This is a genomic window from Helcococcus sueciensis DSM 17243 (genome assembly GCF_000423145.1).
Taxonomy (GTDB): domain Bacteria; phylum Bacillota; class Clostridia; order Tissierellales; family Peptoniphilaceae; genus Helcococcus; species Helcococcus sueciensis.
The window spans coordinates 18,307-30,509 of sequence record NZ_AUHK01000010.1 but is presented as its reverse complement, the minus strand read 5'-3'; the positions used below and the strand labels follow the sequence as shown (position 1 = coordinate 30,509).

9 protein-coding genes are annotated in these 12,203 nt (G+C 28.1%); 7 read left to right on the top strand and 2 right to left on the bottom strand.

Translation table 11 applies throughout. The features are described 5' to 3' along the window. The 3 genes from G534_RS0104065 to G534_RS0104055 all read left to right on the top strand — a co-directional run bounded on the left by G534_RS0104065 (position 1) and on the right by G534_RS0104055 (position 2,554). Positions 1 to 1,323, top strand: coding sequence for a pyrimidine-nucleoside phosphorylase (locus G534_RS0104065; RefSeq protein WP_027347992.1), 1,323 nt, complete (start codon positions 1 to 3; stop codon positions 1,321 to 1,323). Positions 1,324 to 1,850: 527 nt separating this feature from the next. Beyond that, entirely contained in the window at positions 1,851 to 2,348 is a 498-nt protein-coding gene (locus tag G534_RS0104060; RefSeq protein WP_027347991.1) for a DUF2975 domain-containing protein, read from the top strand. Further along, positions 2,345 to 2,554: a helix-turn-helix domain-containing protein gene (locus G534_RS0104055; protein ID WP_027347990.1), complete on the top strand. Its 210-nt coding sequence runs from the start codon at positions 2,345 to 2,347 to the stop codon at positions 2,552 to 2,554. Before G534_RS0104060 ends, G534_RS0104055 begins: the two co-directional genes overlap by 4 nt. 139 nt (positions 2,555 to 2,693) lie before the next feature. Here the strand turns inward: G534_RS0104055 and G534_RS0104050 are convergent, their stop codons facing one another. Together G534_RS0104050 and G534_RS0104045 are read right to left on the bottom strand one after the other, a co-directional pair. Next, complete coding sequence (locus G534_RS0104050) at positions 2,694 to 3,794, bottom strand: glycerol dehydrogenase (RefSeq protein ID WP_027347989.1); 1,101 nt, start codon at positions 3,792 to 3,794, stop codon at positions 2,694 to 2,696. 93 nt (positions 3,795 to 3,887) lie between these two features. Next, the gene (locus G534_RS0104045) at positions 3,888 to 5,477 is read right to left on the bottom strand and encodes a glucosyltransferase domain-containing protein (RefSeq protein ID WP_027347988.1); all 1,590 of its coding nucleotides are present in this window, start codon (positions 5,475 to 5,477) and stop codon (positions 3,888 to 3,890) included. Between the two features lie 165 nt (positions 5,478 to 5,642). Between G534_RS0104045 and G534_RS0104040 the strand changes: the two genes are divergently transcribed. The 4 genes from G534_RS0104040 to G534_RS0104025 all read left to right on the top strand — a co-directional run bounded on the left by G534_RS0104040 (position 5,643) and on the right by G534_RS0104025 (position 12,104). After that, entirely contained in the window at positions 5,643 to 6,533 is an 891-nt protein-coding gene (locus G534_RS0104040; protein WP_027347987.1) for a J domain-containing protein, read from the top strand. Position 6,534: 1 nt separating this feature from the next. Then, positions 6,535 to 9,102 carry an ATP-dependent chaperone ClpB gene (clpB, locus tag G534_RS0104035; RefSeq protein ID WP_027347986.1) on the top strand — a complete coding sequence of 856 codons (2,568 nt, stop codon included), beginning with the start codon at positions 6,535 to 6,537 and terminating at the stop codon, positions 9,100 to 9,102. Positions 9,103 to 9,571: 469 nt separating this feature from the next. Beyond that, complete coding sequence (locus G534_RS0104030; protein ID WP_027347985.1) at positions 9,572 to 11,101, top strand: ATP-binding cassette domain-containing protein; 1,530 nt, start codon at positions 9,572 to 9,574, stop codon at positions 11,099 to 11,101. Between the two features lie 61 nt (positions 11,102 to 11,162). Further along, entirely contained in the window at positions 11,163 to 12,104 is a 942-nt protein-coding gene (locus tag G534_RS0104025; protein ID WP_027347984.1) for a DNA-methyltransferase, read from the top strand. Positions 12,105 to 12,203 lie beyond the last annotated feature (99 nt).

The window sequence follows — 12,203 nt, the reverse complement described above, 5'->3', positions numbered from 1 at the left end:
ATGAGAATGATAGATATTATAGAGCATAAAAAGCATGGAATGGAACTAACAAAAGAAGAAATCAACTTTTTCATAGAAGGATATGTAAAAGGAACGATACCAGATTATCAAGCTTCCGCGCTTTTAATGGCTATATATTTTAATGGAATGTCAGAAAAAGAAACTCTTGAATTTACTCTTTCGGTTAGAGATAGTGGAGATGTAATTGACTTATCAGCGATTAAAGGAATAAAAGTTGATAAACATTCAACTGGTGGCGTAGGAGATAAAACTACACTTGTAATAGCTGCTCTAGTTGCTTCATTTGGAGTAAAAATGGCTAAAATGTCTGGTAGAGGATTAGGCCATACGGGTGGAACTATAGATAAAATGGAGTCAGTACCAGGCCTTAAGACTTCTATAGAAAATAAAGAATTTATAGACCAGGTAAATGAAATTGGAGTTTCAGTAATTGGGCAAACAGGAAATTTAGCACCAGCAGACAAAATGTTGTATGCATTAAGAGATGTTACGTCAACTGTTGACAGCATACCTTTAATTGCTTGTTCAATTATGTCTAAAAAACTAGCAGCTGGATCTGATGCAATTCTATTGGATGTAAAAACTGGTTCTGGAGCTTTTATGAAGACTCTTGATGATGCAATAAATCTTGCAGAAGAAATGGTTGCAATAGGAGAAAATGCTGGTAAATCTACAGTTGCATTAATTACAGAAATGGATATTCCACTAGGACACAATATAGGAAATTCTCTAGAAGTTATAGAAGCTGTAGAAACTCTTAAAGGACATGGACCAAAAGATTTAACAGATGTTTGCGTTGAATTAGGAGCAAATCTGTTATTTATGGCTGGACTTGATACATTAGAAAATACTAGAGTAATGGCTAGAAAATCTCTTGAAGATGGTAGTGCATTCAACAAGATGGTAGAATTTGTTAAAGCTCAAGGTGGAGATTATTCATATATTGAAGATACTTCAAAATTTGAAAAAGCAAAATTTGAACATGAAATAAAATCTAATGAAGCAGGATTCGTATATGAAATGAATACAGAAAAAATAGGAATATCTTCTGTATTACTTGGAGCAGGAAGACAAACTAAAGAAGATGTAATTGATTTTTCAGCGGGAATCAGACTTGAAAAGAAAACTGGAGATAAGGTAGAGAAGGGTGATACATTAGCAATTCTATATACAAATGATGAAGCCGCAATTGAAGATGCACAATCATTAATATATGAAGCTTACAAAATAAGAAATGAAAAACCAAAACTTCATCCACTAGTACTTGCAAGAGTTGGAAAAGATGGAGTTGAAAAATATTAAAATAAAAGGATTATGAAATATCTGTTGAGGAGATTTATCTTTAACAGATATTTTTTTATTCTTTCAAACTCTCCATAGATATGAAGTGTGAGACTATTTCTGATTTTTCGATAATTTTTTTATTTTTACAGAAGGAAAATGGTTGTTTTTCTGAGATTTGGAGAGGATTATTTGAAAAACGGAAAAAATGACTACAAATGTTAAGTATATGTAACAAACTAGATCATCAGTTGCAAAATAGGCAGTTGAGAGAAGTAACTTTTCTGTATATTTAAAATTATTTATCAAAAAACCGAAAAATGAGTGATTTCTTTCTGAGTATTGAAAATTAAATTTTGAAAAACGGAAATAGTATTCTTTTAACGATATTATTGTCATATTTCTTAATTTCATATTAAAAATATCTATAAAATACGATACAGAGAAAATCATTTATAATTAAAAAAACAGAGAATTTATTACAAATCAAAAAATATTTGCCTTAAAACAATAAACGATGTATAATGACTTTAAATTAGGAGGGGAATATGTCAAGTAATCTTTTAGACAAAAAAATGAAAAAAAGTATTTATAGTTTAAAATATTTAGCGATTATATTTATTGTATTAGTAGCTATAGCTTGTATATTTGTAACATATCAGGCGGTTAAAGATTTAAGTTATTTTCCAGAATTGAAAAGATATGTATATCCATGGTTGGCTATTGGTTATACTGTATCATTTATGATAGTTTGGGGAATATTAGATGTACTAAAACTTATGAACAATTTATTAGCGGGAAAAATATTTACTTTTGATAATGCTAATTTAATTAAAGTTATAGATAAAAAATTAGTAGTAACTTTAATATTTACAATCATAGCGAATATTGTCATGCTTTTATTGGATATTACACATCCATCACTTATGATATTATGGTTTGGATTTATATTATTTATACTTGCAGCACATATTATAGTGAAACCTTTGAGCCTACTCGTTGAGAAAAGTGCTGAGCTTCAAATCGAAATGGAATTAACTATATGATAGTTGTAAATTTAGATGTAATGTTAGCGAAAAGAAAGATGTCTGTGACAGAGCTATCAGAAAGAGTAGGGATAACTTTGTCAAATATATCGATATTAAAAAACAATAGAGCAAAAGCTATAAGACTTGATACATTAAATTCCATCTGTGAGGCATTGGAGTGTCAACCTGGAGATATTATTGAATATATTCCAGATGAGGAGTAATATGAAATTTTATATAATAAGTATAGATAAATGATATATATCAATTTTTAAAATTATGATTATTTTAAGAAATTTGTTTTTAGTCTAGTTATATTTAAAAATAGAGAAGTCTAGGATAAAATTCCTAGACTTCTTTATTTTATTTATTAAAATTATTTCTAACATAGCTATCTATAGCTTTTATTGCATAAACTACATCTTCTGCTGTAGGTTTTTCTATCATTGCATGTATAGTTTCACCTTCTGCTGTAGCTTGTTTACCTATAGCTAATAAATCTTCATCGCTATATTTGTCTAAGTTTAATTCGGCCATAGTAGTAGGCATACCAATACTTTGATAGAATCTTATATATTGATCTAATTCTTCTTTATCCACATCTTCCAACATAAGTTGTACAAGTACACCATAAGCAACTTTTTCACCATGAGTTTTATCATGAATTGCACCATGAACAGCTGTAAAACCGTTATGAATTGCATGAGCACCGGATAGACCAGCTGATTCAAAGCCTAAACCTGAAAGAAGAGTATTAGCTTCGATTATTTTTTCAACTGCTGGAGTAACTAAATTTTCTTTTACAGCTGCTAGAGCTTTAGCTGAATATGCGAATAGAGTATCACGACAAACCTCCGCTATTGCTTGAGCTGCTATTGTTTGTTTTCCACCAGCCATAGTTGTAGATTCTGATCTAGTATTAGATCTTGCTTCAACGAGAGTTGCACTTGCATCTGCTATACCATCTGCCAAGAAACTTGCAGGTGCATTAGCAATTACTTGAGAATCCATTAAAATTAAATCTGGATTCTTTTTATAGAAACGATAGCTTTCAAAATTACCATTATCTGAATAGATAACAGATAGTGCAGATGTAGGAGCATCTGTTGAAGCGATAGTTGGAGCAATTACTGTTGCAGCTCCAAGGTCTTCAGCAATTGCCTTTGCGGAGTCTATAGCTTTTCCTCCTCCTAACCCTATAACTACATTGCTAGATTTTTCTTTACCTATTTTTACAACACGTTTAATTTCATTTTCAGAAGCTTCACCATTAAAAGCTTCACGATATACGGAAAGCCCTTGTTCTTCAAGGTGACTTGCGTATTTTTCACCTACAATTTCCCATACTGTGTCATCTGCTAGTAGTAAAATCTTATCTCCTAATTGTTTAACTAGATCAACCTTGTCAAACAAAACATTTTTACCTTGCACATAGCGAGATGGGCTTGAAAATATTCTAACCATAAATCCTCCTTATATCTTCATTATATGTTAATTATATCACGAATATAAGAAGAAATAAACATTTAAAATTTAGAAAAATAAAATTTTATTATTTTATTTTATATCTTTAAATTTAATATAAATAGTATCATCTATTTTTCTAATTGAACCTTCTGCAGGATATAGCGGCATGGATTCGATAATATCTCTTAAGGGTTCAAGCTCTTCTGTTATTTCGTCTTCATCATTAATTATATTTGGTAGTCCCAGAAATTTATTTGGATAATATTTAAATGAATATAATCTGGTTAAATGATTTGCGATTATAAATGGTTCAATATCCCTAGTATCAATTAATTTTGTAAAGGAAGTTCTAGAGTCAGGATTACCAAGCATCATAATCTTTGTATTTGTTTCATATCCATCGACAGCTTCGATTCTCATAGCTATTCTATTGGCATATGCATTTGATGATTCATTTGTCATTCCAACTTTGAAATATACCTTATTTGTAACATAAATATTGTTGTATACATTTAGCATTAAAATAATAGTTAATATCCATGATGAATAATAAACTAAGTTCTTTTTAGAGTTTTTAATATCTTCTGATATCAATCCGTTTGGTGTTTTTGTGAACATTTCTTTATGAGTTTCATAAATATAATCTAGTAATATCAATGGAAACATAAACATTACAGTATATCCGTAAGCCATTCTTAGCATCACTCCAGCTTCGAAACTCATTACATAAATTATATTTATAGCCAGTGGAAATAGTAAAACTATTATTGCAACAAGTGCTTTATTCTTAGTTTCTATTTTTGATTTATTAGTTAGATATACTATTAGATAAACGGTTAGTAGTACAATTAAAGCTAGGAATGGAGGCATCCATATCCAATGATAATTGAATTCTTGTCCTATAAAGAATAAGAAAAATGCTTTATATGCGCTAAAAATAACCTCTGGTAATCTATTTAATGGTAATGAACCCATGGTGTCAAGGCCTTTGTAATCAACTAAATATTTTCCAAATATTCCTCTTGAAATCAATATGTATAAAGCTATTGCTAAAATAAATGAACAAGCCATTTTTATACATAGTATTAAAATTTCTTTAAAATCTTTTTTATTTTCGAAAAGATCAATTAATATATAAATTAAAATTAATCCAGCTGATAGTCCTAAATAAGTTTGGTATATTCCTAAAGATAATGTCAGCAAAATTATTGTATATATATAACCATTTTCTTTTTTGACTAATAAATAGGCTCCTATAGTTGCAAGCAACGCACCAAATTGATAGGCATCTTGTGTATTCATAAATGGCATAAGGGATCCTAAAGTCGGGAATGTTACAAGTATTCCAGAGATTAATACAGTATTAATCTTTGATTTAATATCAAACATCTGAATTATAATTGAAGATATAAATGCTGTATATATGATAGTAAGAAGTCCGTTTAGCCATGGAAGAGAAAATTCACTTCCGATAGCAGCTGGAAACATTAGAAACCATCTTCCCGAAGTTGTTCTATTCATAGTATCAACAATCTGTACTATATCATCTAAATTTACCCATTTATTTGTCATCATATAAATATGACAAACTAAACCGATGATTATTGTTGAAATAAAAGCTAATTTTACATTTTTATTTAATTTTAAATACCAATTTTTTAGTTTATTATCTAGATTCATAATTACTCCTTTCGTTTATTATATAAAAATTAGATATTTTTATCCAGATATAAATATTAAAATATTGTAATAAACACTTGAAATGTTTAAGTAAAGAATGTATAATAAAATAAAAGTCAAAGATAGTCAAAGATTATAAATAAAAGTCAAAGAGTTGGAGGAAATATGAAATATAAAGATTATTATGAAATTTTAGGAGTAGATAAAAGTTCTACACCAGAAGAAATAAAAAAAGCATATAGAAAGTTAGCGAAAAAATACCATCCAGATTTAAATAAAGGCTCAGAAGAAGCTGCAGAAAAATTAAAAGAAGTAAATGAAGCATATGAAGTTTTATCAGATGAAGAAAAGAAAGCAAAATATGATCAATTTGGCTCAGCTTATCAAGATGGTATGAACTTCGATCCTTCACAATATGGTTACACATACACAGGATCTGGAGCAAGTGGATTTTCAGATTTCTTTGAAACCATATTTGGTGGAGGAGGATTCGGAGGGTTTACATCTGGAGAAAGTTCAAAAGGAAGAGGATTCCAAGATTTATTTGGAAATTTTACAACTAATAGAAAACAAAGACCTCGTTATGATATAGAACAAAATCTTACAATTGAAGAAGCCTATAAAGGTGGGGAAAGATCAGTATCTGTAAACTTTGCTGGAGAAAATAAAGATATAAAAATTAAATGGCCACAAGGAATTACAGATAAAAAGAAAATTAAAATAAAAGGAGATAATTTCGGTATTCAAGGAGATATTTATGTGAAAATAAATATTGTAGATAAAGATAAATTAGATGGTCTAGATATTATTAAAAATATTGAAATTACTCCATGGGAAGCATACTTTGGAACTAAAAAAGTTGTTAATACATTTGAGGGGAAAATAAAAGTAAATATTCCTGAAAATATTCAAACAGATAAAAAAATAAAATTGAGATCAAAAGGATTTAAAGATAGACATGGAAAAATTGGAGATATGTATCTTCAAATCAAGATAGTAAATCCAAAATTATCCAAAGAACAAGAAGAAATATATAAAAAACTAATGGAGGCATAATATGGATATGAATAGATTTTCTAGTAAAGCACTAGAATACATTGAAAAAGCCCAAAATATTGCGATAAAAAATTCAAATCCAGAAATTAATGAAAAACATTTAGCTTATGCAATGTTTTCAGATTCCGATGGTTTAATTTTTAGATTAGTAAATTTAATGGGTAAAAACTCACAACAAATTAGAGATGAATTAAAAAATATAGTAGAAAGATTACCACAACAATCTGGTGGTGACACACGTATAAGTACAACTTATCAAAGAATATTATTAAAATCTGAAGACGAAGCTAAAAAACTTAATGATTCATATATAGGTATTGAACATATATTTTTAGCTCTATTAGATGAAAAAAATAATGATATTGTAAAACTTTTTAATGATAAACAAATAAATTACAAAACTTTTAGTGAAAAGCTCAATGAATTCAAGAAAGATAGTCAAAACCAAAATTCTCAAAGAGAAGATTCAAGTCTATCAAAATATACAACAGATTTAACTTTAATGGCTCAAGAAGGTAAAATCGATCCTATAATTGGTAGAGATGAAGAAATTAGATCTGCAATTAGAATACTTTCAAGAAGAACTAAGAACAATCCAGTCTTAATAGGTGAACCTGGTGTTGGTAAAACAGCAATAGTTGAAGGTATAGCTCAAAGAATTATAAATAATGATGTACCTGAAAAACTTAAAAATGTAAAATTACTAACTTTAGATCTCGCTGCACTTATAGCTGGAGCTAAATATAGAGGTGAATTTGAAGAAAGATTAAAAGAAGTAATTAAAGAAGTCGAAGAATCAGATGGAGAAATTATACTATTTGTAGATGAAATGCATATGATAGTAGGTGCAGGTAAAACAGATGGCGCAATGGATGCTGGGAATATCATGAAACCTGCTCTATCACGTGGTTTAATAAAAGTAATAGGTGCAACTACAATAAATGAATACCGTAAATATATTGAAAAAGATGGAGCTTTAGAAAGAAGATTCCAAAAAGTTGTAGTAGATCAACCAAGTGTTGAAGACACAATTTCAATATTGAGAGGTATTAAGGAAAAATATGAAATACATCATGGTATAAGAATAGCCGACTCAGCAATTATAGCTGCAGTTGTATTATCAAATAGATATATTACGGATAGATTCTTACCGGATAAGGCAATAGATTTAATGGATGAAGCATCTTCAATGGTTCGTACTGAAATTGATTCAATGCCTAGTGATATAGATGATTTAAGAAGAGAAATATTACAATTACAAATTGAAATTACGGCTCTTAAAAAAGAAACTGATGAATATTCTAAAGAAAGACTTGAATTACTTGAAAAAGAAATAAAAGAAAAAGATGACATATATAATGAAAAATTTGCTAAATGGCAAGATTCTAAGAAAGTATTAGATAAAGAAAATGAAATCAAAGAAAGAATTGATAGATTAAAAATAGAAATAGAAGATGCCGAAAGACGTTATGATTTTGATACATTATCAAGATTAAAATATGGAGAACTTCCAAAATTAACTGAAGAATTAAAAGAAACACAAGAAAAAGCAAGAGAAGAATCCGGATTAAAAGAAGAAGTAACAGAAGAAGAAATAGCGGAAGTGATTTCAAAATGGACAGGAGTTCCTGTTTCAAAATTACAAGAAACTGAAAAAGAAAAAATATTAACTCTTGGTGAAAGATTAAAAGAAAGAGTAATAGGACAAGATGAAGCTGTTGAAGCTGTTTCAGAAGCTATTTTAAGAGCTAGATCAGGATTAAAAGATGAAAATAGACCTATAGGCTCATTCATATTCTTAGGACCTACAGGTGTAGGTAAAACAGAGCTAGCAAAAGCATTGACACAATTAATGTTTGATGATGAAAGAAATATTATACGTATTGATATGTCTGAATATATGGAAAAATATTCAGTTTCAAGATTAATAGGTGCTGCTCCAGGTTATGTGGGGTATGAAGAAGGCGGACAACTTACAGAAGCTGTACGTAGAAAACCATATTCAGTAGTTTTATTTGACGAAATTGAAAAAGCTCATCCTGATGTATTCAATATATTATTACAAGTGCTTGATGATGGTAGACTTACAGACAATCAAGGTAGAACTGTAGATTTCAAAAATACTATTATCATCATGACTTCTAATATTGGTTCTCAATACTTACTAGATGGATTAGATGATAAGGGTCAAATAAGCGAAGAAGCTAGAGATAAAGTTGATGGAGAATTAAAGATTAGATTTAGACCAGAATTCTTAAACAGAATTGATGAAATAGTTATGTTCAAACCTTTAGGAAAAGCTCAAATAAGTCATATAATAGACTTAGAATTAGCTAAGATTTCTGAAAAACTAGAAGATAGAAAGATTAGTTTATCTATAGATGAAAAAGCTAAAGATTATATTATAGAAAATGCTTATTCACCAACATTTGGTGCAAGACCAATTAAGAGATTCCTACAAAAGAATTTAGAAACTAGTCTAGCTAGAAAATTGCTTGCAGGAGAAATAAAAGAAAAAGATGATGTTCAAATAAGTGCTGATGAAAATGGTTTAGTTTTTAAGCATTAGAATAAATGAAAAAACTTCAAAGATTTTAAAATCTTTGAAGTTTTTTACATATAACTAAACGATTAAGTAATCTATCACCAATCAAGTAGGATAAAATCCTTAATAACTTGATAAGTCTACACTTATTGTAGACTAAATTACTTAAAAAATCAAAGATTAAAGATTTATTTAAAGTGAAGGAAAGTAAAATTATAATTGAATATTATCTAAATAAAGTATAAAATATAATTATCATAATAAAGGAGAGTGGGGATGGTAATTTTATAAAATGGATTAATGAATTTAATACTTATATAGTTAGCAGGAATAATATTCCTGAACTGTTTAGTATGCCATTTTATATGATATCATTTAGCACGGACCTATCTGTTTATCTATATAAACAGATTTTTTTATATATAAAATCTAATTCTATAATTTTTAATATCCATATATTATGGCATACATTCTCAAATTTAAAGGAGGATTTATGCTACAAATTAATAATCTAAACATATACTTATTAGAAGACTTACGCCCATTGATAGAAGATTTTACTTTTTCATTAAATAAAACTGACAAGGTTGCTCTTATAGGTGAAGAGGGAAATGGTAAATCAATCTTAATGAAGGCTATATATGATAAAAACCTGGTAGAAGATATATGTTCTATTTCTGGAGAAATTTTTATAAACAAGGAAAATATAGCTTATTTCCCACAATCAATAGATGAAGAAATACTAAAAAAGACAACTGAAGAATATTTACAAGAAAATATTTCCTATGAATTTTTTGACTATAATCTTTATTATAAATTAATTGGGGAACTAAACTTTGATGAAGAATTAATTTCTAATACTAAATATATCTCGACCTTATCTGGTGGTGAAAGAATAAAATATATTTTATTAGTAGAACTGATGAAATCACCTACTATAATTTTAATGGATGAACCAAGTAATGATCTTGACTTAGAATCAGTTAAATGGCTTGAAAATTTTATGAAAAATTTAGATATACCACTTATATTTATTTCACATGATATTAAACTTCTATCAAATGTTGCAAATAGAATAATTCATCTTGAACAAATATTAAGACGTTCAAAAACAAAGCATACTATTAGCTCTTTGACCTACCAAGAATATGTAGATCAAAGGTCAGTAAATATAATAAATCAGATAAAACGAGCTAACAAAGATAAAGAAGAGTTTGATAAGAAAGTTTCTAGATATAGAAGAATTCATGATTCTGTACAAGATTCATTAAGAGATACAAAACCTAACAATCCGGAAGTTGGTAAAAATCTGAAAGATAAGATGCATACAGTTAAAGCCATGGGGAAAATTTTAGAGAAAGAAAAAGAAAACCTTACAGAAGCTCCCGATTATGAAGATGAAATATCTATAAATTTTGATGAAGATATAAATATCCCTAATGGAAAAGTTATTTTAGATATGTATTTAGAAAAGCTTGAAATTGCGGAGAAGATTTTGTCTAAAAATATAAATTTAAAAGTTATTGGACCTGAAAAAATCTGTATTATAGGGACAAATGGTGTTGGTAAATCAACTCTATTAAAGATAATAATAAAAGAGTTGAAAGATTTAAATCTCAATGTTGGATATATGCCTCAAACATATTTTGAACTTGAAGAATATGAGATGAATTCTATCGAATATTTATCTAAAGATTTTACCAAGGATGAACATTCTAAAATCTCAACTTATTTAGGATCTTTGAATTTTAAGAGGGAAGAGATGTATAGAAATATAAAATCTTTATCAGGTGGACAAAAAGCTAAATTATTTTTTGCTAAAATGAATTTAGATAAATGTGAAGTTTTAGTATTAGATGAACCTACGAGAAATCTATCACCTCTTTCTCAACCGGAAATTATAAATGCTCTAAAATTATTTAAGGGTTCGATTATTTCGGTTTCACACGATAGAAACTTTATAAATGAAGTATGTGATAAATGTTATGAACTCACTAAGGATGGTCTAATATTATTAAACTAATCTACTTGTTATTAAATTTCATATACTTTAAAATATAAATATAATAATTAAAGGAAATGAGATGAAAAAGTCAAAAAGAAATAAAACAATAGATTTCTCAATAGAAGAAGGAAGAGATTTTTTAAAAAAATCTATATATTTCAATGAGAATATAAAATTTAATGATTTGATTAATAAAAATATTATTGGAGATACATTTGAAGTTTTAGACTATATAAAAGACAATTCTATTGATCTTATCATAGTTGATCCGCCTTATAATTTAAGGAAGAATTATCATGGAAATGTTTTTTCGGAAGTATCAAAAAAAGAATACGAGGAATATACTAAATCTTGGATATTGAAATTAAAAGATAAATTGAAGGAAAATGGTTCAATGTATATTTGTTGTGATTGGAAATCTTCAATAGTCATAGCAAATGTAATTTCAAGTCATTTCATTGTTAGAAATAGAATCACTTGGCAAAGAGAAAAGGGGAGAGGATCAAAAGATAATTGGAAAAACTCCATGGAAGATATATGGTATGTAACCAAATCTACTGAGTTTACTTTTAATGTGGAAGATGTCAAAAAAAGACGTAGAGTAATTGCTCCATATAAGCAAGATGGTAAGGCTAAAGATTGGAAAGAAGATTCAAATTTAAAATATAGAGATACTTATCCATCAAATTTTTGGGATGATATCACAATTCCTTTTTGGTCAATGAAAGAAAATACAGCTCATCCAACACAAAAACCTGAAAAATTAATAGCGAAATTAATACTAGCATCTTCAAATGAAAATGATTTAGTATTGGATCCTTTTGCTGGTTCAGGAACAACGGCTGTTACCGCAAAAAAATTAAATAGAAGATATATTTCTATTGAACAAAATGAACTTTATGTTGCTTGGGCAGAAAAAAGACTACTTGATGCTGATGAGGACAAGATTATTCAAGGATATGAAGATAAAATATTTTATGATAGAAATTATAGAAATAGGCGAGAAGCGGGTAATAAGTAAATAAAATAGGATTTATTTATTTTTATAAATTATAAATTGAAAAGATACAAATATTGTAGTATAATAATATCATGAAATCGATTTCTTAGTTTTGTCTCT

Bases quoted from the DNA above. Each gene is read 5' to 3' on its own strand.
- G534_RS0104065 (WP_027347992.1), top strand. From the start codon at position 1: ATGAGAATGATAGATATTATAGAGCATAAAAAGCATGGAATGGAACTA.
- G534_RS0104060 (WP_027347991.1), top strand. From the start codon at position 1,851: ATGTCAAGTAATCTTTTAGACAAAAAAATGAAAAAAAGTATTTATAGT.
- G534_RS0104055 (WP_027347990.1), top strand. From the start codon at position 2,345: ATGATAGTTGTAAATTTAGATGTAATGTTAGCGAAAAGAAAGATGTCT.
- G534_RS0104050 (WP_027347989.1), bottom strand. From the start codon at position 3,794: ATGGTTAGAATATTTTCAAGCCCATCTCGCTATGTGCAAGGTAAAAAT.
- G534_RS0104045 (WP_027347988.1), bottom strand. From the start codon at position 5,477: ATGAATCTAGATAATAAACTAAAAAATTGGTATTTAAAATTAAATAAA.
- G534_RS0104040 (WP_027347987.1), top strand. From the start codon at position 5,643: ATGAAATATAAAGATTATTATGAAATTTTAGGAGTAGATAAAAGTTCT.
- clpB (WP_027347986.1), top strand. From the start codon at position 6,535: ATGGATATGAATAGATTTTCTAGTAAAGCACTAGAATACATTGAAAAA.
- G534_RS0104030 (WP_027347985.1), top strand. From the start codon at position 9,572: ATGCTACAAATTAATAATCTAAACATATACTTATTAGAAGACTTACGC.
- G534_RS0104025 (WP_027347984.1), top strand. From the start codon at position 11,163: ATGAAAAAGTCAAAAAGAAATAAAACAATAGATTTCTCAATAGAAGAA.